Source organism: Rhizobium esperanzae (assembly GCF_002204185.1).
Taxonomy (GTDB): Bacteria; Pseudomonadota; Alphaproteobacteria; order Rhizobiales; family Rhizobiaceae; genus Rhizobium; species Rhizobium esperanzae.
Window position 1 is genome coordinate 1 of sequence record NZ_MXPU01000029.1, and the last position, 22,149, is coordinate 22,149.

22 protein-coding genes and 1 tRNA gene are annotated in these 22,149 nt (G+C 61.1%); 8 read left to right on the plus strand and 15 right to left on the minus strand.

The features are described 5' to 3' along the window. The 5 genes from B5E41_RS28435 to B5E41_RS28455 form a co-directional block, all read right to left on the minus strand. Nucleotides 1–493 (minus strand): electron transfer flavoprotein subunit beta/FixA family protein (locus B5E41_RS28435; protein ID WP_088396257.1); only part of this gene is annotated, 493 nt, incomplete at its 3' end. Nucleotides 494–677: 184 nt separating this feature from the next. After that, nucleotides 678–1,460, minus strand: coding sequence for a rhomboid family intramembrane serine protease (locus tag B5E41_RS28440; protein WP_088397007.1), 783 nt, complete (start codon nucleotides 1,458–1,460; stop codon nucleotides 678–680). Nucleotides 1,461–1,492: 32 nt separating this feature from the next. After that, nucleotides 1,493–2,071: a cob(I)yrinic acid a,c-diamide adenosyltransferase gene (locus tag B5E41_RS28445; protein WP_088397008.1), complete on the minus strand. Its 579-nt coding sequence runs from the start codon at nucleotides 2,069–2,071 to the stop codon at nucleotides 1,493–1,495. Between the two features lie 415 nt (nucleotides 2,072–2,486). Further along, on the minus strand, nucleotides 2,487–2,690 hold the full coding sequence (locus tag B5E41_RS28450) for a twin transmembrane helix small protein (protein WP_088397009.1): 204 nt from the start codon (nucleotides 2,688–2,690) through the stop codon (nucleotides 2,487–2,489). A gap of 18 nt (nucleotides 2,691–2,708) precedes the next feature. Then, nucleotides 2,709–3,542: an SDR family oxidoreductase gene (locus B5E41_RS28455; protein ID WP_088397010.1), complete on the minus strand. Its 834-nt coding sequence runs from the start codon at nucleotides 3,540–3,542 to the stop codon at nucleotides 2,709–2,711. A 75-nt stretch (nucleotides 3,543–3,617) separates the two neighbouring features. On the opposite strand from B5E41_RS28455, the gene B5E41_RS28460 reads away from it, so the two are divergent. After that, entirely contained in the window at nucleotides 3,618–4,541 is a 924-nt protein-coding gene (locus B5E41_RS28460; RefSeq protein WP_088397011.1) for a YihY/virulence factor BrkB family protein, read from the plus strand. Here B5E41_RS28460 and gluQRS read toward each other — a convergent pair. Further along, nucleotides 4,506–5,387, minus strand: a complete 882-nt coding sequence (gene gluQRS, locus B5E41_RS28465) for a tRNA glutamyl-Q(34) synthetase GluQRS (protein WP_088397012.1) — start codon at nucleotides 5,385–5,387, stop codon at nucleotides 4,506–4,508. The two genes, B5E41_RS28460 and gluQRS, sit on opposite strands and share 36 nt — an antisense overlap. On the opposite strand from gluQRS, the gene B5E41_RS28470 reads away from it, so the two are divergent. Both B5E41_RS28470 and B5E41_RS28475 read left to right on the plus strand, forming a co-directional pair. Then, complete coding sequence (locus B5E41_RS28470; protein WP_088397013.1) at nucleotides 5,386–6,078, plus strand: DNA-3-methyladenine glycosylase family protein; 693 nt, start codon at nucleotides 5,386–5,388, stop codon at nucleotides 6,076–6,078. The genes gluQRS and B5E41_RS28470 overlap by 2 nt on opposite strands. 111 nt (nucleotides 6,079–6,189) lie before the next feature. Further along, nucleotides 6,190–6,747 carry an HNH endonuclease gene (locus B5E41_RS28475; RefSeq protein ID WP_088397014.1) on the plus strand — a complete coding sequence of 186 codons (558 nt, stop codon included), beginning with the start codon at nucleotides 6,190–6,192 and terminating at the stop codon, nucleotides 6,745–6,747. 10 nt (nucleotides 6,748–6,757) lie between these two features. On the opposite strand, the gene B5E41_RS28480 is transcribed toward B5E41_RS28475, so the two are convergent. Next, nucleotides 6,758–7,273: a disulfide bond formation protein B gene (locus B5E41_RS28480; RefSeq protein WP_088397015.1), complete on the minus strand. Its 516-nt coding sequence runs from the start codon at nucleotides 7,271–7,273 to the stop codon at nucleotides 6,758–6,760. Nucleotides 7,274–7,295: 22 nt separating this feature from the next. Next, nucleotides 7,296–7,886, minus strand: a complete 591-nt coding sequence (locus B5E41_RS28485) for a YqaA family protein (RefSeq protein ID WP_088397016.1) — start codon at nucleotides 7,884–7,886, stop codon at nucleotides 7,296–7,298. A gap of 195 nt (nucleotides 7,887–8,081) precedes the next feature. Between B5E41_RS28485 and B5E41_RS28490 the strand changes: the two genes are divergently transcribed. Continuing rightward, the gene (locus tag B5E41_RS28490; RefSeq protein ID WP_088397017.1) at nucleotides 8,082–8,372 is read left to right on the plus strand and encodes a hypothetical protein; all 291 of its coding nucleotides are present in this window, start codon (nucleotides 8,082–8,084) and stop codon (nucleotides 8,370–8,372) included. A gap of 13 nt (nucleotides 8,373–8,385) precedes the next feature. On the opposite strand, the gene B5E41_RS28495 is transcribed toward B5E41_RS28490, so the two are convergent. Then, nucleotides 8,386–10,131, minus strand: a complete 1,746-nt coding sequence (locus B5E41_RS28495; RefSeq protein ID WP_088397038.1) for a cation:proton antiporter domain-containing protein — start codon at nucleotides 10,129–10,131, stop codon at nucleotides 8,386–8,388. Nucleotides 10,132–10,340: 209 nt separating this feature from the next. Here B5E41_RS28495 and B5E41_RS28500 point away from each other — a divergent pair, with 209 nt between their 5' ends. Beyond that, nucleotides 10,341–10,622 carry a hypothetical protein gene (locus B5E41_RS28500; RefSeq protein WP_088397018.1) on the plus strand — a complete coding sequence of 94 codons (282 nt, stop codon included), beginning with the start codon at nucleotides 10,341–10,343 and terminating at the stop codon, nucleotides 10,620–10,622. A 168-nt stretch (nucleotides 10,623–10,790) separates the two neighbouring features. After that, nucleotides 10,791–11,078 carry a hypothetical protein gene (locus B5E41_RS28505; RefSeq protein ID WP_064697599.1) on the plus strand — a complete coding sequence of 96 codons (288 nt, stop codon included), beginning with the start codon at nucleotides 10,791–10,793 and terminating at the stop codon, nucleotides 11,076–11,078. Nucleotides 11,079–11,239: 161 nt separating this feature from the next. On the opposite strand, the gene B5E41_RS28510 is transcribed toward B5E41_RS28505, so the two are convergent. After that, nucleotides 11,240–11,324, minus strand: a tRNA-Leu gene (locus B5E41_RS28510). Nucleotides 11,325–11,448: 124 nt separating this feature from the next. Further along, the gene (locus B5E41_RS28515; protein ID WP_088397019.1) at nucleotides 11,449–12,744 is read right to left on the minus strand and encodes an MFS transporter; all 1,296 of its coding nucleotides are present in this window, start codon (nucleotides 12,742–12,744) and stop codon (nucleotides 11,449–11,451) included. A gap of 125 nt (nucleotides 12,745–12,869) precedes the next feature. Here B5E41_RS28515 and B5E41_RS28520 point away from each other — a divergent pair, with 125 nt between their 5' ends. Further along, complete coding sequence (locus B5E41_RS28520; RefSeq protein ID WP_088397039.1) at nucleotides 12,870–13,448, plus strand: TetR/AcrR family transcriptional regulator; 579 nt, start codon at nucleotides 12,870–12,872, stop codon at nucleotides 13,446–13,448. Nucleotides 13,449–13,512: 64 nt separating this feature from the next. Here B5E41_RS28520 and B5E41_RS28525 read toward each other — a convergent pair whose 3' ends face one another. Further along, nucleotides 13,513–14,493: an aldo/keto reductase gene (locus B5E41_RS28525; RefSeq protein ID WP_088397020.1), complete on the minus strand. Its 981-nt coding sequence runs from the start codon at nucleotides 14,491–14,493 to the stop codon at nucleotides 13,513–13,515. 186 nt (nucleotides 14,494–14,679) lie between these two features. Here B5E41_RS28525 and B5E41_RS28530 point away from each other — a divergent pair, with 186 nt between their 5' ends. Then, complete coding sequence (locus B5E41_RS28530) at nucleotides 14,680–16,308, plus strand: AMP-binding protein (protein WP_088397021.1); 1,629 nt, start codon at nucleotides 14,680–14,682, stop codon at nucleotides 16,306–16,308. Between the two features lie 15 nt (nucleotides 16,309–16,323). Here B5E41_RS28530 and B5E41_RS28535 read toward each other — a convergent pair whose 3' ends face one another. The 3 genes from B5E41_RS28535 to secA all read right to left on the minus strand — a co-directional run bounded on the left by B5E41_RS28535 (nucleotide 16,324) and on the right by secA (nucleotide 21,910). Further along, entirely contained in the window at nucleotides 16,324–17,601 is a 1,278-nt protein-coding gene (locus tag B5E41_RS28535) for a GNAT family N-acetyltransferase (protein WP_088397022.1), read from the minus strand. After that, nucleotides 17,602–19,017 (minus strand): lipopolysaccharide biosynthesis protein, encoded by a 1,416-nt coding sequence (locus B5E41_RS28540; protein ID WP_088397040.1) that lies wholly within the window; start codon nucleotides 19,015–19,017, stop codon nucleotides 17,602–17,604. 178 nt (nucleotides 19,018–19,195) lie between these two features. Then, nucleotides 19,196–21,910, minus strand: a complete 2,715-nt coding sequence (gene secA, locus B5E41_RS28545) for a preprotein translocase subunit SecA (RefSeq protein ID WP_088397023.1) — start codon at nucleotides 21,908–21,910, stop codon at nucleotides 19,196–19,198. Nucleotides 21,911–22,149 lie beyond the last annotated feature (239 nt).

A 22,149-nucleotide genomic window follows, 5' to 3' on the forward strand; every position in this document is an offset into this window, starting at 1 on the left:
TCTGCAGGCCGCCATCGACCTCGCGAGTGACCTGCGCCTTGCCATCCCCGATCTCGATCTTCGAGGCGAAGGTCGCCTGGGCCGAACCGAGCAGTGCCGCCAGCATCTGGCCGGTCTGATTGCTGTCGTCGTCGATCGCCTGCTTGCCGACGATGACAAGCCCCGGCTGTTCGGCATCGGCCACACCCTTGAGGATCTTGGCGACGGCGAGCGGCTCGACTTGCTCGTCGGTCTCGACCAGGATCGCCCGGTCGGCGCCCATGGCGAGCGCCGTCCGCAGCGTCTCCTCGGCCTTGGCCGGGCCGATCGACACCACCACCACTTCTTCCGCCTTGCCGGCCTCCTTCAATCGCAGCGCCTCTTCCACCGAGATCTCGTCGAACGGGTTCATCGACATCTTCACATTGGCAAGCTCGACACCCGAACCATCCGGCTTCACCCGGATCTTCACGTTGTAGTCGACAACCCGCTTGACGGGCACGAGAATCTTCATGGGAGCCTTCCTTCAAGAGAAACTGATTTCACGAGTTTTTTGAAAAATGCGCGCTCAGGCGCCGCTTCGATTGTCGAATGGCGACATGGATACGCGTTTTTCCTCCAAATACAACGCTTGCATGACGCCAGCGGGGAATCGCCGCGGCAATATATGGACGTTTACGTACACGTCAACATGTTGATCAGCGCCGGCCTCGGCCCCAGGGAAGACGCTGCTCGTTGCGGCCGCCCGTGGCGGCCGCAACGGCGCCGGCGTCATCCCTTACGGCGCGGGGCGTTACGATTTCCCGGTCGAAGAGTGGCACGCCTGGACGGCGCAGGACGAGGATCAGCAGGGCACCGACAAGGATGCCGCCGACATGGGCGCCCCAGGAAACATCGCCATCCGGCGCACTCGCCAGCATGAAGAATTGCTGTCCGATCCACAAAAGCAGCGGCACGAAGGCCGGCAGGGGCAAGGGCACACGCAGGAACACCAGCACCCAGACCCTGACGCGCGGATGCAGCATGACATAGGCGGCAACGACGCCGGAGATCGCCCCGGAAGCGCCGACCAGCGGCGCTTCCGACGTCGTCGTCAGCAGACCATGGCAAAGGGCGCCGGCAGCCGCGCAGAGGAGGTAGAAAAGCAGGAAACGCATATGCCCCATCGCATCCTCGACATTGTCGCCGAAAACCCAGAGGAAGACCATGTTGGAGGCCAGATGCCAGAAACCCGCATGGACGAACGCATAGGTGAGATAGGTCAGCGGCTCCGGCACGATTTCCAATCCCTGTGCCAATTGTGCGTGCCCGAAGGCGATCGCCGGGATGAAGCCGAGGCCGACCGTCGTCGCCTGGGCTGCCAGTTCGCTCTCCAGACTGGTGAAGAGCCAGACCGCGACGTTCAAGGTGATCAAGGCCAGGGTCACCCACTGGACCTTGATATGCTTGAGCGTATTGGCATCGTGAAGTGGTATGAACATAAGGCCCCCCGGCGATCGTGATCGCGGCAAACCTATCTGTTTTTTCCCGGAACCCAAAGCACATCCGCGCGACCGCGGTCATTCGCATGACGGGCCGCGACGAAGAGGAAATCAGAGAGCCGATTGATATATTTCATCGCGGTTTCGCCGACGATCTCTCCGTCCGTGCGCGCAAGCGTGACCATCAGGCGCTCGGCCCGGCGCGCGATCGTGCGGGCCAGATGCAGATGGGCGGCAGCCGGGCTGCCGCCCGGCAGGATGAAGGATTTCAGCGGATCCAGATCGGCGTTCAGCCGGTCGATATCGCATTCGATCCGCTCGACCTGCGTCTCGACGATCCGCAACGGCTCGTAGACCGGGGGCTCGCCGGTGTCGGGAGTGGCGAGATCGGCGCCGAGGTCGAAGAGATCATTCTGGATCGACATCAGCATCGCGTCGAGCTCGGGCAAGTCTGTCGTGTGAAGCCGCGCCAGGCCGATCGCGGAATTGGCCTCGTCGATCGTGCCGTAGGCGGCGACGCGCAGGTCGTCCTTCCTCCGGCGCCGGCCAGCGGCCAGTCCAGTCGTGCCGTCGTCGCCGGTTTTGGTGTAGATCTTGTTGAGTTTCACCATGTTGCACCATCCATGGGCGGGAGGGCTTTTGCACGGCAGGAGATCGGCGAGGCCGGCCCCTCATCCGGCTGCCGCCACCTTCTCCCGGTGTTTGCGGGGAGAAGGGAACATGCCGCACCCTCTCCGCTCCTCACCCACGTCTCGCAGGGCACGTGCCCTCTCCCCGTCAGAACGGGGAGAGGGTTAGGACGAGGGGCAGCCATTGGTACCAACCGAACGGCCGGGGGCTTGACCCGAGCATCCACACATCCATCAGCAGCCGTGGCATGGATCCTCGGCTCAAGGCCTCGGATGACGGAGAGTGGAATTGGCCTTTTCGTCAAACTTGATGCTGCGCGAAGAGACACCTCAGCCGGCATCACGTCTCCTCTGTCATTCCCATTCGTCATCAAACCAACCATTCCACGGTTTTCCGTCAGCTCGGACGGCCGCCGCCGGTGATCCAGAGTGTGATCATAATCAGGACGACGGCGATTGCCTGCAACAGAACACGAAGCTGCATCAGCTTATTGGAAAGGTTGGCATTACCGCCCTTCATCATGTTGAAGAGGCCGCGGATCAGCACGAGGGCGACGAGGCCCATGACGATGATTGCAAGGATATAGGTGGCCGTGGACATGGTATTCAACTTTCTCGATCAATCGGTCCAGCGCATCAGATTGTAGAAGAGGTCCGCCGGAAGCAGCCGCTTCAGGAGCATGCCCTGTTTAGCCGGAGTCGTTACAGGATAATGTGGCCTTGGTCTTTTCGAGTTCAATGCGTGTTTCAATACCGAGTAGACCGCGGCCGGACCAAGTTTGTGGCGGTTGACCGGCCCGGAGCCGTCAAGCCTCGCCAACTGTCTGGCATAATCGGCTGCGTGCGGCGAATTCTCGAGATCGATATTTTCCTTGATCTTTGCGAGCGCGTTGGCGGTGAAACGCGTGGCGATCGGCCCGGGCTCGATCAGGCTCACATGGATGCCGCTGCCGTAGAGTTCCATGCGCAGGGTGATGCTAAGGCCCTCGAGGGCAAATTTAGAGGCAGTATAGGCACCGCGATAGCGATAGGGAACCAGGCCGAGAATGGAGGAGCATTGCACGATCCGTCCGCGACCATGTTTGCGCATCGACGGAATGAGCTGCCGCGTCAATTCGTGCCAGCCGAAGAAGTTCGCTTCGAACTGCGCGCGCAACGCCGCCGTCGACAGATCCTCGACGGCGCCAGGCTGGCCGTAGGCACCGTTGTTAAAGAGCGCGTCGATGCGGCCGCCGCTGCGATCGAGGACCGCGGCTACCAGGTCGGAGATGGTGTCGGCCCTGGCATAATCCATCATGAAAGCTTCGATGCCGTCGATTTCCAGTGCCGGCAGATCATCGGCTTTGCGCACCGTCGCAAAGACACGCCAGCCATCGGCTTTCAGTGCTCGGGCACAGTAAGCGCCGATGCCGGAGGAACAGCCGGTGACGACGATTGTGCGCTGTTCCGCCATGGAATGATTCCTGTACAAAATGGGACTCGTTTCCCATATTCGGCCAGAGGATACAATCTGGAAGCCGGGGACGGAATGCGGAAGGTGCTGCGCACGATCTACGACGTGGTCTATGACGCGATCTGTCACATGGTCGAGGACGATGGCTTTGCAATGGCAAGCCACGTGGCGCTGTCGAGCCTGCTTGCGGTTTTCCCGTTCCTGATCTTCGGCACGGCGCTCGCAAGCTTCCTCGGCGCCGATCAGTTTTCCTCCACCGCCATTCACCTGATCTTCGATACCTGGCCTGAAGCGATCGCCAAGCCGCTCGCCGACCAGGTGCTGCAGGTCCTGACCATTCAGCGCGGCGGGCTGCTGACGATCTCGGTGCTGGCGGCTGCCTATTTCGCCTCGAACGGCGTCGAAGCGCTGCGCATTTCGCTCAACCGTGCCTATCGGGTGCAGGAAACGCGGCCGTGGTATTTTACCCGCCTCGCCAGCCTCGGCTATGTGCTGATTGCCGTCATCATCTTCGCGGCGATCAGCATTCTGCTGGTCGCTGTGCCATTGGCTCTCGACTATGCCCGGAAGTGGCTTCCGCTGTTTGCCGATACGCTCGACGTCGTCTTCAGCTGGCGCATCTACGGCACACTTGTCGTGCTCACCGTCGGCCTGCTGGTCATGCATCTGTGGCTGCCGGCCGGCAAACGGCGGGTGTTCGACGTCATTCCGGGCGTGCTGCTGACGCTGCTTCTGTGGCTCGCCGGCGCGTTGGTCTTTGCCTATTATCTCGCGACCTTCGCCAATTATACCGCGACCTATGCCGGTCTCGCCTCGGTGATGATCGTGCTGATCTTCCTCTACATGGTCGGCGTCATCTTCATCATCGGCGCAGAGATCAACGCGGCGCTGATCAAGTTCCGCGTCTTCCGGATGTTCTCGCACACACTTTCGATCGTCGGCAGAGAGCGTGTCAAACGGCGGTCAGAGCCCGACAAGGCGGCGAATATCGGCCCCTGACATGCCCTGGGCACGCAATTCGGCAAGGCCGCTGTCACCTTCACTTTTCGAAAGCTTGCGGCCATCGGTGTCGAGAATGAGACGATGGTGGTGATAGAGGGGCTGCGGCAAGCCGAGCAGCACCTGCAGCAGCCGGTGCACCGATGTGGCGTGGAAGAGGTCGAGCCCGCGTACGACATGAGTGACGCCCTGCAGCGCATCGTCGACGACCACCGAAAGATGATAGCTCGAGGGGGCATCCGAGCGAGACAGGATGACGTCGCCCCAGACCTCGGGTTCGGCGGCGATCTCGCCCGTCCTGCCGTCGCCGGTTTCGGTCCAGAACAGCAGTTCGCCGATCAGGTCGAGCGCCTTGCGCATATCGAGCCGCCAGGCATGTTTTTTCCCGGAGGAAAGAATATCACGCCATTCGGCCTCGGACCGCTCGCGATCAATCGGCGGATAATGAGGCGTGCCATCGGGGTCGCGCGGCCAGGACTGGCCCGTTACCTCGTAGGCGGAGACACACGCCTTCACCTCGCCGCGTGTCAAGAAGGCCGGGTAGACCAGGCCGCGCTCGATCAATGCATGGAGCGCCGCTTGATATTCCGGGAAATGTTCCGACTGGCGCCGCACCGGGCTTTCCCAGTCGATAGCAAGCCAGTCGAGATCCCTCAGGATGCCGGCCTCGAATTTGGGGGTGCAGCGCGTCTGATCGATATCCTCGATGCGCAGCAGCAAGCGGCCATTTTCGGCTTCGGCCATGTCGCGGTTCAAAAAGGCCGACAACGCGTGGCCGAGATGCAGCGGTCCGTTGGGACTCGGCGCAAAACGAAAGACAGGTTTTTGACGCTCGCTCGTGGTCATGCTTTCTTCTGCCACGGATTCAAGTTTCGAACCACTGGGAGGACGCGTGCAGATCATCCGCAACGACGATGACGTCAGGCTGGGACTCGACGCGCTGCTTGTCCTCGATCCGCGGCTTGCACCGATTGCAGCGGATGCAGGGCCCGTTCCGCTGCGGCTGCGCGAACCCGGTTTTGCCGGCCTTGCCCATATCATCGTCTCGCAAATGGTCTCGCGCGCCAGTGCCGAGGCGATCTGGCGGCGCATGCTGCCGGCGGATGGGCCCCTGACCGCCGAAAGTTACGTGCTGCTTGCGCCTGACGCTTGGCGGGAATTCGGCCTGTCGCGCGCCAAGGCCGACACGCTATCGCGGATTGCTGAAGCCGTTGCCTCCGGCCGCCTCGATCTTTCCGGACTCTGCCTGAAGCCGCCGGACGAAGCGCTTGGCGAACTCACCGCCTTGAAGGGCGTCGGTCCATGGACGGCGGAGGTCTATCTGATGTTCTGCGGCGGCCACGCCGATGTCTTTCCGGCCGGCGATGTGGCGCTGCAGAATGCCGTCGGCGCTGCGCTTGGACTTGCGGCGCGGCCGCAAACAAAGGCGCTTGCCAAGCTTTCGGAGATCTGGTCGCCATGGCGCTCCGTGGCGGCGCGGCTTTTCTGGGCCTATTACGCCACGAAAATGCGGCGCGACATGTTGCCGATCGCCTGATCGGCAACACTCTTCAAATTGCCTTTATCCTCTGAATTTATTCGACTTCACAATCCTGTAACAACCGGCCTAATATACAGGTGCAGATGCCGAATCGATCAGGAGAGTCCCTTGACGATTGCAGTCTCCCCGCAGGCCCTGCCGGCGCTCGTCCTGAACGCCGACTACCGGCCGCTGAGTTATTATCCCTTGTCGCTCTGGTCCTGGCAGGACGCGATCAAGGCGGTCTTCCTCGACCGTGTGAACATCATCGCGGAATATGAACACTCGGTCTCCTCACCGAGCTTTTCGATGCGGCTTCCCAGTGTCGTGTGCCTGAAGACTTATGTTCAGCCATCGCGTAATCCGGCTTTCACCCGGTTCAACGTCTTCCTGCGCGACCGGTTCGAGTGCCAGTATTGCGGCTCTCATGACGACCTGACTTTCGACCACGTCATCCCGCGTGCCCATGGCGGCGAGACGACCTGGGAGAATGTCGTGGCAGCCTGCTCGCCCTGCAATCTACGCAAGGGCAGCAAGCTTCCGAAGCAGGCGGGCATGTTCCCGGCGCAGAAGCCCTTTCAGCCGACGGTGCAGGATCTGCACAATAACGGCCGGCTGTTTCCGCCCAACTATCTGCATGAAAGCTGGCTCGACTATCTCTACTGGGATACCGAACTGCAGCCCTGATAGGCTCGCCTCACGCAGATTTGCGGACGCCGACGAAGGCGAAAGCTGCGAGCAGAATGCCGGCGATCACGTTCCAGCCTGCAAAAGAGAGGCCAAGCACCCTGAGCGCCGCATCGGTGCAGGATGGGCCTTTGATCGTATTGAGCTCGGTCAGCAGATCGCCGGCATTGCTCGTCATGCTGTTTGCGGTCGTCGAGCAGGTCGCCGGCCCCGGCCAGAAATGCCATTCCACGCCAGCGTGATAGACGCCCATGCCGGCCGTCACCAGCATCAGGATGCCGGCAGCAAGCAGCATTGCGCGGGAAATCCAGTTCGGCAGACCGGCAAGCTCGCAGATGGCAGCGAGAATGGCGATCGGGATGGCATAATAATAGGGCTGGCGCTGCAGCAGGCAGAGTGCGCAGGGAATATAGCCGCCGATATACTGGAAACCGAGCGCGGCACCGACCACCGCCGCCATGCCGATAGCGAGCAATATGGAATAGGTAAAGCCGGGGCGGGCGAGCGGCGAGGAAATGGCAGTCATGGCGGAACTCCGCAAAATGGGCCTAGTGAGCGAAAGAGCGGTAGCCGACATATAGCACGATCACCGCACCAGCACCGATGCCGACGATCTGGCCGAGGCGCTTTTCGATGAAATGCCGGATCGGCTCGCCGTAGCGGCGCAGCAGCCAAGCGAGGAACAGGAAACGCGCGCCGCGCGCAACGATCGCCGAAACGATGAAAAGACCGAGATTGACGTGGATGACGCCGGACAGGATGGTCACGATCTTGATCGGCGGCAGATGTGCGAGACCTGATGTGACGAGCAGCAGCAGGATCCACTCGTAGGTGACATAGGCCTTCATCTGCTCAAAGGCATCGAGCTTGCCGTAGAATGCGAGAACCGGTCGAGCCACTGTCTCATAGGCGTAATAGCCGAGCGCCCAGCCGGCAATGCCGCCGAGCACGGAAGCGACGGTCGCAATCAGCGCATAGCGATAGGAGCGTTCCGGCTTCGCAAGCGCCATCGGCAGAAACAGAACATCGGCGGGGACGAGAAAGACGGAGCTTTCGACGAAGGCGATGACGGCGAGCCAGACTTCGGCCGATTTGCGGGAGGCCAGAGACATGGTCCAGTCGTAAAGTCTGCGAAGCATTCCATTCCTTTCCTATTGCGGTGCAAAAAGCTTTAGGGGTCGTATGCGGCGCTGTAAATGCTCGCCCGTGTCCTTCGTGCCACCGCCGCCTAAAAATTTTGTGATGCGGAGGCGTCGCCGCCTCTCCCAAGGTTTCATGGGATTGCGAATCGGCCATTCTGCGGCAAGGTTTACGTGGTCGACGTGCAGGGTGGCATGAGAATGTTCAAAGTGATCGAAGGCGGCCTTGGGCGGGCCGTGCAAATGAATGACCGGGCCGAAGTGGGGCCGGGTCCGAGCCGTGACGATGTGCGGCAGGAAGCGAACCGGCGGCTCAAGGAAAGTGGTTATCACTTGTCACGCATCCGGGAAATTGCCACCGGCGTGCCGATGCTGGCCTCCCTGAAATACCTGTCGCTGCAGATCGATTTCGCAGCCGAGACCTTGTCGCGGCTCGACCCGATCCCGGACGATTTCCGTTCCGACGGCTACTGGCCGGCGGGTTGAGACGATCACCGTTTCAGGACAGATCCATCGACTTTTCCCATTGCTGACGCAGAACGTTCATTTCCGTGCGTTTCTGGGCCATTTCGCTGACGATGGCGCGCAGGTTGGGATGATGTGACATGAACATGTTGAAATCGCGCCGCTCGAGCACTTCGAATTGGCAGAAGTCGACGGCGATGACGTCTGCCGTGCGCCGTCCGCCGCTCAACAACGCCATTTCGCCGAAGAAGGCGCCCGGTTCCAGGCGGATCGCGCCGCTGGCAAGGCGCACTTCGACCGCGCCCGAGGAGATGAAATACATGCTGTCGCCGCGGTCGCCGCGACGGATGACACGTTCGCCGGGTGGAGCCGACTTCGCCTTGAAGAGCAGCAGCAGCTCTTCCTGCGCATCCTCCCCGACCTGTGAGAACAGCGGAAAGGTTTCGATCAGCTGCTGCATCTTCAGCTGATGCTGGCGTTCTCGTTCCTCGCCGACCGCCCTGATCTTTTCCAGTTCTTTGCCGAGCGTCTTCTGCCTCTTTCTGCCGAAACTTTCGAAGAGGGAGGGCCATTGCGCATGGATATGTTTCTTCAGGCCCTCGGTTGCGACGATCACGATCGGGTTGAGGGTGATCGACAGGATCGCTGCTGCAAGGATCAGATCCTGGCCTTCATGCGGCAGAAGCCCGAGCGAGACGCCGAGGCCGGCGAGGATGAAGGAAAATTCACCGATCTGGGCAAGGCCGCCGGCCAAGGTCAGCCCCATGCCGATCGGATATCTGAGCAGCATGACGATGGCGAAGGTAATGACAGCCTTGCCGAGAATGACGAGGGCTAAGGCGCCGATCACGGCCAGCGGCTGGCGAACCAGGATCGAGGGGTCGAAGAGCATGCCGACCGAGACGAAGAACAGCACGGAGAAGGCGTTCTGCAAGGGCAGCGAATCGGCCGCTGCTCTGTGGCTAAGCTGGGATTCGCTCATGACGACTCCGGCGAAAAAGGCGCCGAGTGCAAAGGAGACGCCGAAAATCGCCGCCGAACCGAAAGCGATGCCGAGCGCGATCGCCAGCACCGTCAGCGTGAAGAGTTCGCGCGAGCCGGTGCGGGCGATCATCGTCAGCAGCCAGGGCACGATACGGGGGCCGAGGAAGATCGCCATGGCGGCGAAGGCCAGCACCTTGAACAAGGTTAGTCCGATCGTCAGCACCAGCGGCAGTTCACCGAGGCCGTGATTGGTATCGACGGCGTGGCCGCCGAGAAGCTCTGCCAGTGCCGGCAGCAGCACCAGGGCCAGCACCATCACCAGATCCTCAACGATCAGCCAGCCGACGGCGACGCGCCCGCTGGGCGCATTGACGAGATTACGTTCCTCCAGCGCCTTCAGGAGCACGACCGTGCTCGCTACCGAGAGGCTGAGCCCGAATACGACGCCGGCGCCGAGGCTCCAGCCCCAGAGCATGCAGAGGCCGATGCCCAGCAGCGTGGCCAGGATAATTCGGCCGATCGCGCCCGGCACGGCGATCCCGCGTACGGCAAGCAGGTCGGAAGCGGAAAAATGCAGGCCGACGCCGAACATCAGCAGGATGACGCCCATTTCGGCAAGTTGGCCGGCAAGGGCGGTATCGGCGACGAACCCTGGCGTGAGCGGTCCGATCAGGATACCGGCCATCAGATAGCCAACGAGCGGCGGCAGCCGCAGCCGGTCGGCGCCATAACCGAGGACGGCCGCGAAAACAAAACTGACGGCGACCGTCGCAATGAGTCCTACTTCCTGATGCACGTCTGCCCTCGCCTGATGGTAACGGCCGCCACCTTGGACGAAGCGCAAGCAAAATTAAATAGTTGATTTCCGTTTTGCACGTGCTCTGGGAGGCTTCGGCTTAGTCGCGAACAATAAATTCCACGCCTATTCGAGAATGACAGGGTTGCCGCTGATGTCGGAACCACTTCCCTTTTGCTTCGTTGGCCCTTTAGACAAGGAGAAGCGACATGAGAAAGATCATTCTGAACTGTGCCGTGACGGCCCTTGCCGCCTGCTCGTTTGCAGCGCCTGTCCTCGCCGACAGCGTCTATGTCAGGGAGCGTTCCTATGACGATGACTATCGTTACGAGCGGGTGCGGCCCGGCATCACCATCAGCGAGCGCGGCGTGACCTTCGGGGTTCGCGAACGCGAGCATCGTCGCTATCGACATGATGGCTGCGAAACCAGGAGCGTCACCCGTCAGACCGATGAAGGCGAAGTGACCAGGACGGTTAGGCGCTGCTATTGACGAAAATTCGCGAGAAAGACGAAGCCCGGCTCCCGCAAGTCGGGTTTTCGCCTTTCGCGTGGCACGCACGCGCAATGCGGTGGTGGAAGTGATCGGGCGGTGTTATCAGCACCCTTTCGTTCGAAGCGCATTTTCGGCGCACAGAACCCCGCACAGGAATTTTTCAGTATGATTGAGCTTACCCCATCCCAGATCGTTGCACTCAAACTCGCCAAGGCCGGAGATCTCTATCCTCAGCCGGCGAATAAATGGACGCATCAGAACGCGACGGTGACCTACGCAAAGACCGACCGCTGGAAAGAGCGGCCGCAGAAGGTGAAATCGGTCACGGCTAAGACGCTGGGCGAGTTGAAAGAGCCGGGCTTCCTCGAGCGGCGTCACCTCGACGATGACGCATCAAAAGATGTCTACGGCATCACGATGGCCGGCAAGATGTGGCTGCTGAAGAACAAGTAGTTTCGGGCAGATGTGAATTCGTTCCGTGCTTCCGCGATGCGGAGGCGTGACACGATTGTATTCGGGATAATGGCGCCGCTAAGCGGAGCATCATCGAACCAGTCCGCCTTCGCTTAGCTGCTCTCTTCGGCTCGCCGAGTCGAAGCTCATAGAGCGGAGGCTGGTGCCCCATGCCGGGGTCGAACCAGCACTTCTTTCGAAACTCGATTTTGAGTCGAGCGCGTCTACCAATTCCGCCAATGGGGCAACGGATACGGACGGGCGGCTGTCTAACATGCGAGAACCCGCGTGCGCAAGACGGGCCGGCGAAGTTATCGCAATGAAGCGTTGGAGGATCCGGCCTGGTTTCGAGGCCGGATCCTGTTTCATATCAATGGACGGCGGCAGGTGCCGGGTTGGTCAGGCCGGACTTCTTCAGCGTGATTGCCAGGAGCGAAGCCAGCAGGCAGAAGGCGCCGGCGACGAAGAAGGCGGGCAGGTAGCTCGACAGCTCCGTGCGCGACAGGCCGGCGCCATAGGCGGCGGTGGCGGCGCCCAGCTGGTGGCCGGCAAAGACCCAGCCGAAGACGAGGCCGGCCTTTTCGCGGCCGAAGCGGTCGGCGGCAATCTTGACGGTCGGCGGCACGGTGGCGATCCAGTCGAGACCGTAGAAAATGGCAAAGATCGAGAGACCGTAGAAGCTGAAATCGCTGAAGGGCAGGTAGAGCAGCGAGAGACCGCGCAGGCCGTAATACCAGAACAGCAGCCAACGATTGTCGAATCGGTCGGACAGCCAGCCGGAGCCTATGGTGCCGAAGAAATCGAAGATGCCCATGACGGCAAGGACGCTGGCGGCTGCCACCGGTACAATGCCGAAATCGCCGCAGAGCGTGACGAAATGCGTCTGGATCAGCCCGTTGGTGCTGAGGCCGCAGATGAAGAAGGTGGCAAACAGGATCCAGAAAGTCGAGGTCGTCGAGATTTCGCGGAGGGTGGTGATCGGCGTCATCAGCGCAGCGCCGAGCGTCGTGCGGGCCGGCGCCGGCGCGACATGGGCTTCTCCCAGGGACGGCAGGTTCACGTCCGAAGGGCGGTCACGCATGAAGAGAAGGACGAGAAGGGCGGCAAGCATGATCATGGCGCAGACGAAGAATACGGTGGCACGCCAGCCGTAACGTTCGGTGAGTTCTGCCATCAGCGGCAGGAAGACGAGCTGGCCGGTTGCCGAACTTGCCGAGAGCATGCCGACGACAAGGCCGCGGTGCTTGACGAACCAGCGCGTCGAAACCGTTGCCGCCAGCACCATGGCTGTCAGGCCGGTGCCAAAGCCGACGACGATGCCCCACAGCGCCAGCAGATGCCAAAGCTTGGTCATGAACAGCGAACCGATGAAGCCTGAGCCGATCAGCGCCATTGCAAAGACGATGACCTTTCGCACGCCGAAATAATTCATGAAGGCAGCGGCGAACGGACCCATGAAACCGAAAAGGAGCAAGCGAATCGCCAGTGCGGAGGAAATCTGCGACGTTTCCCAGCCGAACTCGTCCTGGAGTGGCTTGATGAGGACGCCGGGGGCGCCCATGGCGCCTGCCGTCACCAGCATGGTCAGGAAAGTCGCGGCAACGACGACCCAACCGTAATGAATGTTGCGCCGCGCAAGGGAGGAGGCAAGAACTGCTGAAACCATGAGGGGATTCCATTCGAATTCAGGTGGGAAGATACAGAGCCGCTTTACATGATGGTCATCATATTTGTTGCTTATTGATGATAGACATCATATATTTTGTCAAGCGTCAATTTCTGGAGATGAAGATGCGGGTCAGCCGCGAAAAATTTGTCGAGAACCGCGAGAGGATTCTCGATGTTGCCGGCGTGCTCTTTCGCGAGAACGGTTTCGACGGCGTCGGCGTTGCCGATATCATGAAAGCGGCCGGGCTGACGCATGGCGGCTTCTACGGCCACTTCAGTTCGAAGGACGAGCTGGCGCTTGAGGTCAGCCGCAAGCTGATCGACAAGGTCGAGACGCGCTGGAAAGAACATATTGCCGAGTCACCCGATCGGCCGCTGCAGGCACTTCTCGACCATTATATTCATTGGCGCACGGTTGACGATCCGGGCGGCAGCTGTGTTTTCGCGACCTTGATTCAGGAGGTGAGCCGCAGCCGCGGCGCGATGCGCGCGGTCTTCAGCGACGGTCTGTCCGTATTGGTCGACACACTTGCCGATATCGTTGCCGGCGAGACCGAGGAGGAGCGTCGCGCCAATGCAGCGACGACGCTCTCATCGATGATGGGGGCCGTCATTCTTGCCCGCGCCGTCGAGGATAGGGCGCTTGCCGAGCAGTTTCTGGTGACGATGCGCCGGCAGCTCGATCCCGCCAACCGGACATAATCTGAGCCCGGAAGCCGAGGGTCCGACCCTCTCCATGCCAGTCTGCCGATCGAGATGCCAACGGCTATTTGAAGCCGGCGATGGCGTGCGGGATGTAGGGCGCTTCGAGTTCCGCGATTTCCTCGGCGGTGAGTTTGACCGATAGCGAAGCGACGGCATCCGCCAAGTGGTTCGGCTTGGAAGCGCCGATGATCGGGGCGGTCACCACACTCTTCTGCAGGATCCAGGCCGTGGCTATCTGGGCGCGCGGGATGCCGCGGGCTCTGGCGATTTTGGCGACGGCATCAACGATTTTGCGATCGGCATCGATGGATTGCGTGTAGAGCGTCTTGCCGAATTCGTCGGTTTCGCTGCGCGCCGTCGTCTCGTCCCAGTCGCGGGTCAGGCGGCCGCGGGCAAGCGGGCTCCAGGGAATAACGGCGATCTTCTGGTCTTCGCAGAGGGGCAGCATCTCGCGCTCTTCCTCGCGGTAAAGCAGGTTCAGGTGGTTCTGCATGCTGACGAACTCGGTCCAGCCGTTCAGCCGGGAAACGTAGAGCGCCTTGGCGAATTGCCAAGCATACATCGACGAGGCGCCGATATAGCGCGCCTTGCCCGATTTGACGATGTCATGCAGCGCTTCCAGCGTTTCCTCGATGGGCGTCGTATAGTCGAAACGATGGATCTGGTAGAGGTCGACATAGTCGGTGCCGAGGCGGCGCAGGCTGTTGTCGATCTCGTTGAAGATCGCTTTGCGCGACAGACCGGCGCCGTTCGGTCCCGGCCGCATGCGGTTGAACACCTTGGTCGCCAACACGATGTCCTCGCGCTTGGCGAAGTCTTTGATGGCACGGCCGACGATCTCCTCCGAGGAGCCGTTGGAATAGGTGTTGGCGGTGTCGAGAAAGTTGATGCCGAGGTCGATCGCCTGCTTGATCATCGTCCGGCTTTCCTCTTCCCGCAGGCTCCAGGCATGATTGCCGCGGCCGGGCTCACCGAAGGTCATGCAGCCGAGGCAGATTTTCGAGACTTCGAGACCGGTCTTTCCGAATTTGACGTATTCCATGAAACGCTCCAAGACTTGAGATAACCCCGCGCGGATCTAGTGCGCAACCGCGAAAGTCGCAGGGGCTGAATGAACAAACTGCGGACTATGCGGACAATGATGCGTGATCGGCCACCGTTTCGTCTGCGGCTTGCGTATCCGCGCCGCAAGGTGTTAGCTGCTGCAGCATTTCACCGGAATTCGACTATGCGACTGCCGTCCTTCGATCGTTATGGCGATCTCTACCGTGATTTTTCCTGGCGGATTCCGGAGGATTTCAATATCGGCCGCGCTGTCAGCGACGAATGGGCGGTGCGAGATCCCGAGCGCGTCTGTCTGGAGCATTTCAGCCCGGACGGCGACCATCTTTCACTGACCTATGGTAAACTTTCCGCGGCCTCTTCGATGTTCGCCAATGCGCTGGCATCGCTCGGCATCAAGCGCGGTGATCGCGTCGCTTTGCTGATGCCCCAATCCTTCGAGACCGTGATTGCTCACGTCGCAATCTATAAAATGGGCGTGATCGCCCTGCCGCTGGCGCTGCTGTTCGGCATCGAGGCGCTTGAATATCGGCTCAGAATCTCAGGCGCGGCGGCAATCATCACCAATGATTTCGGCCTCGATCGTATCCGGCAAATTCGCGCTCGGCTGCCGGAGCTGCGACATGTGATCAGTGTCAGCGAGGCTGCCGACGCCCTCTCCTTTGCCGATCTGACCGCCTCGCATGCGCCGGTCTTCGAGGGAGAGAAGACCACGCCCGACGATCCGGCGCTGATGATCTTCACCTCGGGCACGACGGGGCCGCCCAAGGGCGCATTGCATGGCCACCGTGTTCTGCCCGGGCATATTCCCGGCATGCAGTTCGCCCATGAAGGGTTTCCCAAGGTGGGCGACAAGGTCTGGACCCCGTCCGACTGGGCTTGGGCCGGCGGTCTGCTCAATGCGTTGCTGCCGAGCCTTCTGCTCGGCGTTCCCGTCGTCTCGTCGCCGGCGCAGAAATTCGATGCAGACACGGCCTATCGGATCATGGCGGAGATGAAGGTGCGCAATGCCTTCATCCCGCCGACGGCGCTGCGGCTGATGCGATCGGTTTCCGATCCGCGCTCGAAATATGATCTGGTGCTGCGCACAATCGGCTCCGCGGGAGAAGCGCTCGGCCGCGAGACCTATGACTGGGCGCGGCGCACGCTCGGCGTCACCGTTAACGAATTCTACGGCCAGACGGAGTGCAATTTCGTGCTGTCGTCGAGTGCCGCCTTTGGTGTCACCAAGGCCGGCGCCATCGGACGCGCGGTGCCGGGACATCGCGTCGCGATCGTCAGCGAGGCCGGCGACGAACTGCCGGCGGGCGAATCCGGTCAGATCGCCATCGCCAGTCCCGATCCCGTCATGTTCCTCGGCTATTGGAACGATGCGGCGGCGACCGAGCGAAAATTTCTCCACGGCTGGCTGCTTACCGGCGACATCGGCCGGCAGGACAAAGACGGCTACGTCACTTTCGAAGGCCGCGACGACGACGTCATCACCTCGTCCGGATATCGCATCGGTCCGGCCGAGATCGAGGATTGCCTGATCGGCCATCCCGCCGTGCAGCTTGCCGCAGCCGTCGGCAAACCCGATGCGGTGCGCACTGAGATCGTCAAGGCCTACATCGTGCTGTCACCCGGTCATCCCCCGAGCGAGGCGCTGGCGGCCGAAATCAGGGAATGGGTGAAGATGCGGCTTTCGATGCATGAATATCCGCGCGAGGTGGAATTCGTCGAGTCATTGCCGTTGACGACAACCGGCAAGGTCATCCGCCGGCTGTTGCGGGAGAAAGCTGCGGCTGAGGGCTAAGCTCCCGGAGATGCTTTAGCCCCGGCCGGCGATCGACATGATCTTCTCGCGCAACATCTTCGCCATGTTACGCGTGCTGCGATACATGTGGAGCTGGGCGGCGGCCTGGCGCATGTCGCGGTCGCCGTTCTGGGTCAGGCCGATGACCAAAGTTCCCATCTCCTCGCGCTCCTGCCAGAAGCGGCTCATGATCGGATGATCGGAGACGGCGCAGGAATCCGAGCGCACGATGTTGGCATCATCGAGGTGCCATTCCGTGAGTTCGCTCATCAAGAGCTTGCCCGGCGAATAGCGGGCATAGTTCTCGTCATAGGCGGTCTTCCAAGTATAAGCTTCGCCGCCCATCATCAACACCACGATGGCGGCGATCGCTTTGCCGTTAAGATCGATCGTATGAATGCGCACGGCGTCGACGGCGGCAAGGTTCGACACGGCCTCACGCGCGAAGGCGGTATGATAGCGATCGGTGACGAGAGCGCTTCGCCGTTTGCCCTTCCAGCCGCCGGCCTCCATCGCCAGGAATTCCTCGAAGCGGACGTGGACGTCGCGCGGCTGGCGGGCGACGGCGTAGACGGCCGTTCCCTGTTCCTCCAGCAGGCGCCACTGGCGGCGCATCTCACGCATGTGTGACGAGGATATGGTTTTGCCGAGATAGGCGGGCGCCTCTTCCTCACTCTGCAGCATCGGGCGCAGATAGGGATTGGTCACGGTGAGCGGAAGGTTGCGGCTGAGCGCCACGGCCTTGAGCATGCGCACGAAAATGCCGTTCAATCTCAGATCCGGCAAGACCAGGGTGCTCGGCAGGTTGAGATCAGGAACGGTCAGGCCGTCGAGGAAATTGTCGAGGGTTTCGGCCGCATCTTCGCCATCGACGAGTGGCGTGCCGAGCGGCCCGAAGCTGTTCGACCAGCCGCGGATGATCGAGGGGCCGACGGCAAAGCCCGGTCTGTCGACCGAAAACGGCAGGAGGAAGCGCATGCGGCTGCGGCCGGCGCTGTGATCGCGGATGAGGGCGAAATTGACCTGCCGGTCTTCGATCCGCGGCATGGCCGGCGCAAGGAAGCGGCCGGAGAAAAAGACGTTCGGTTCCATCGCCCGGTTGGACAGGAAGTCGAGCTCATCCTGAAGTTCGTAGCCGAGCTTGCCGGGATAGAGGCAGAGCTCGCGCCCCGGCCGGCCGATCTCGGCGCGGGCCTCGGCCTGCGGCGCTTCGAAATGCAGCGCCGCGAGCTCATGGATCATGCGGTTGCTGATGCTGTCGGTGCTTTCGGTGACGGGGGGCAGGCGCACCATCTATCGAACTCTCATTTCTGGCGTTGCGGCGGAGGGGCTGGCGAAGGCGAAGAGGGCGATGCCGAGCGTGCGGCGCACGGCGACATGCAAGAGGATGGCTTCGACCGCCATGGCCGAGGCTGTGGCGACAGCGGTGCCTTCGATGCCGTAATCCGGGATCAAAGCAAGGTTGAGGCCGACATTGGCGGCCAATGCGCCGGCATAGAGCGCCACACATAGGTTCTGCTTGCCCGCCATCATCAGCAGTGTTTCAGCCGGGCCGACCAGTGACTTGGCAAGGATGCCGGCGAGCAGGATCGCCATGACAAGATAACCTGACGTGAAGGCGCCGCCGAATAGCGACAGCAGCAGATGGCCGGCCGCGAGCACGGCGAGGCCGACCCCGAGCGCCGGCCAGAAGGTCCAGCGGGCGGCGTCGGCAGCGGCGTTGGCGAGCTGGGATTGATCTCCTTCGGCAATGATCGAGGAAAAGCGCGGGCCGGAAGCGGCCTTGACCGAGAAATTGATGAAATGCACCAGCGCCATGGTCTTGGCGGCGGCGAAATAGATAGCGACGTCGTGCGGTTCAAGGAAAATGCCGACGACGATGACATCGGAATTGGTGAGCAGGAAACTCACGCCCTCGATCAGGAAGATCGGAAAGGCGACACTGAGCCAGGCGAGGAAATCGATTTTGCGCGGACCTTCGTCATAGTGCCGGCGAAGGCGATAGAGTGTCGCGCCATACTGGCCCAGCGCGGTGACGAAGGTGGCGGCAAGTGCTGCATGCATGGCGGTGACGGCCGTATGCTCTGCACCCATTGCAATCGCGATCAGCATGAAGGCGATGATGAGAATCGGCCGGACGATATAGACCGGGCTCAGCGCCATCACCGGCCAATGGTTCGCCCTCGATGTGCCTTCCAGAATATCGCCGAGCGCGATCATCGGCATGGCAAGCAGGCCGAGGAAGATCGGGACGAGATAATAGGTCTCGATCCTATCGCCGAAGAAATGCAGTCCGATCATGCCGGCGGCGAGCATCACTGTGCCGGAAAGCATCGCGAAAATGCGTGCCGTGCCGGTCAGGCCGCGGATTTCGTCGAAGGCGCCTGCCGCCTTGTACTGCGGCAGAAAGCGGACGATCGCGGTATGGAAGCCAAGGCAGGAGAGATCGCCGAAGACGACGATCAGCACCCAGACGAAAACGAAGATGCCATATTCATATTCGCCCATCAGCCGTGCGAGCACGATCTGCGAGATAAAGGCGAGGGCGGCGCTGAGGATGCGGATTGAGAAGGCCGTCAGCGCCATCCGCCGGGCGGCGGCTTTTTCGCCGCCTTCGGTGAGCATGGCGGCAAGCATGCGCAGCGTGCGGCCGCCGATCGGGCGCAGGCCCGCGGGCAGCAGTTTCTCCGCTGTTTCTATGACCGCCATGATGAACACGCAAAACTCTGAGGTCAGGCAAATCGTCCCCGAAGTCTTGACAGAACAGGGTTAAGAAACGGTTCTGGATCGGGCTGCCATTCGGTGGTGAAGGCCAGGTTTTTTGTGCTGCCGCAGAAAAGAAAATGCCGCCCGGAGGCGGCATTTTCCAGCTTTTCACGATTTATCCTCAGACCTGCTCGAAGGCACCGTGGCAATGCTTGTATTTCTTGCCGGAACCGCAAGGGCAAGCCTCGTTGCGCCCGACCTTGCCCCAGGTCGCGGGGTCGTCCGGATTCCGGTTCTCAGGTGAGACGATGACTTCGGAAGCCTGGTAGATCGGGGCGAAATCGTCCTCGCCGGTCGTCGGATCGAGATGATGGGCCTGCATCAGCGGCGGTTCCGGCTCAGCAGGCGCCTGCTGCACCAGCTCGACGCGCATCAGCTGGGCGGTGACGGCCTCGCGCAGATTGATAAGGAGGCCGGTGAAGAGTTCGAAAGCCTCCGACTTGTATTCCTGCAGCGGATCGCGCTGGGCATAGCCGCGGAAACCGATGACGGAGCGCAGATGGTCGAGGTTGACGATATGCTCGCGCCAGAGATGGTCGAGCGTCTGCATGACGATCGAGCGTTCGACATAATGCATGATGTCGTCGCCGAAGCGCTCGGCCTTTTCGGTAAAGGCGGCATTGGCGGCTTGCGTCAGGCGCTCGCGAATATCGTCCTCACCGATGCCTTCTTCCTTGAACCACTCCTCGATCGGCAGATCGAGGTTCAGGATATTGGCAACGCCGGTCTTCAGGCCGACCGCATCCCACTGTTCGGCATAGGCGCGCTCGGGGATATGCTTCTCGACCAGATCCTCGATCACTTCGCGGCGCATGTCGGAGACGGTCTCGGAAATATTGGTCGATTCCATCAGTTCGAGACGCTGCTCGAAAATCACCTTGCGTTGATCGTTGAGGACGTCGTCGTACTTCAGCAGATTCTTGCGGATATCGAAGTTGCGGGCTTCGACCTTCTTCTGCGCGCGCTCGAGAGCCTTGTTGATCCAAGGATGGACGATCGCCTCGCCCTCCTTGAGGCCGAGCTTGGTCAGCATGCTGTCCATGCGGTCGGAACCGAAGATGCGCATCAGGTCGTCCTGAAGCGAAAGGTAGAATTTCGAGCGGCCGGGGTCGCCCTGGCGGCCGGAACGGCCGCGCAGCTGGTTGTCGATGCGCCGGCTCTCGTGGCGTTCGGTGGCGATGACGTAGAGACCGCCGGCGGCGAGCGCCTTCTGCTTGAGCTCCTTGATCTCCTCGACGATCGCCTGGATCCTGGCATCGCGCTCCGGACCAGGTTCGAGTTCACCGAGCTCGCGCTCGATGCGCATCTCCAGGTTGCCGCCGAGCTGAATATCGGTGCCGCGGCCGGCCATGTTGGTGGCGATCGTAACGGCGCCCGGCACGCCGGCCTGGGCAACGATATAGGCTTCCTGCTCGTGGTAGCGGGCGTTCAGCACCTGGAAATCGTTGAAGCCCTGCTTGCGCATGCGCTCGGCGAGCAGTTCAGACTTCTCGATCGAGGTGGTGCCGACGAGCACCGGCTGACCGCGCTTGTGAGCGTCGAGGATCTCCTCGATGATGGCCTTGAACTTCTCGTCGAAGGTCCGATAGACCTCGTCGTCCTCATCGATACGCTTGATCGGCAGGTTGGTCGGGACTTCGATGACATCGAGATTGTAGATATTGCCGAATTCTTCCGCTTCCGTCTGCGCCGTGCCGGTCATGCCGGCGAGCTTGTCGTACATGCGGAAGTAGTTCTGGAAGGTGATCGACGCCAGCGTCTGGTTTTCCGGCTGGATCTGCACCTTTTCCTTGGCTTCGAGCGCCTGGTGCTGGCCTTCCGAATAACGCCGGCCCGGCATCATGCGGCCGGTGAATTCATCGATGATGACGACTTCGTCGTTGCGGACGATATAGTCCTTGTCGCGCTGGAAGAGTTTGTGGGCCTTCAGTGCATTGTTGATGTGGTGGACGATCGCGACGTTCTCGATGTCGTAGAGCGCGTTACCCTTCAAGAGGCCGGCTTGACGCAGCAGGTTTTCCAGCTTCTCGGTGCCCTCCTCGGAGAAGTTGGCGGAACGCTGCTTCTCGTCGATCTCGTAATCGCTGGGTGCGAGCAACGGAATGAAGGCGTCGATCGTATTGTAGAGTTCAGAGCGGTCATCGAGCGGACCGGAGATGATCAACGGCGTGCGCGCTTCGTCGACGAGGATCGAGTCCACTTCGTCGACGATCGCGAAGTTGTGGCCGCGCTGGACCATCTGATTCTTCTCGTACTTCATGTTATCGCGCAGATAATCGAAGCCGAGCTCGTTGTTGGTGGCATAGGTGATGTCGCAGGCATAGGCCGCGCGGCGCTCCTCGTCGGAGAGGCCATGGACGATGACGCCTGTGGTCATGCCGAGGAAGCCGTAGACGCGGCCCATGGTCGCCGCATCGCGCTGGGCAAGATAGTCGTTGACGGTGACGACGTGCACGCCCTTGCCGGAAAGCGCGTTCAGATAGACCGGCAGGGTGGCGACGAGGGTCTTGCCTTCGCCGGTCTTCATCTCGGCGATCGCATTCGAATGCAGGATCATGCCGCCGATCAGCTGTACGTCAAATGGTCGCAGGCCGAGAACGCGGCGCGACGCCTCGCGCACTACGGCAAAGGCGGGAATCAGAATGTCGTCGAGCGTCTTGCCTTCGGCGAGAAGGGCGCGGAATTCGACGGTCTTTGCCGCGAGCTGCTCGTCCGTCAGCGCCTTCGTCTTCTCTTCGATGGAGTTGATCGCGGCGACGTTCGGCTGGAAGGACCGCACGCGGCGATCATTGGACGACCCAAATAACTTGCGGGCTATACCGCCAAAGCTGACCATGTGACTGGTCCTTTCTCAATATTCATCCGCGACGTTTCTTGTCCGCGGCCCAGCCGAAAATCAGGCGCACGCCTTGAAACGCCCGGAAACTGTTCTGGACGCGAGGTTGCGTGACAGATAAGAGGGGGGTCGAATGATGTCAACGGATTTGGCGGATACAGAAAGGCCACAATCCGGTGTTGATGGCTATTTTGAGCTGGAACGGGCGATGCTGACGCCGGCGATGAAACTGTGAAGGG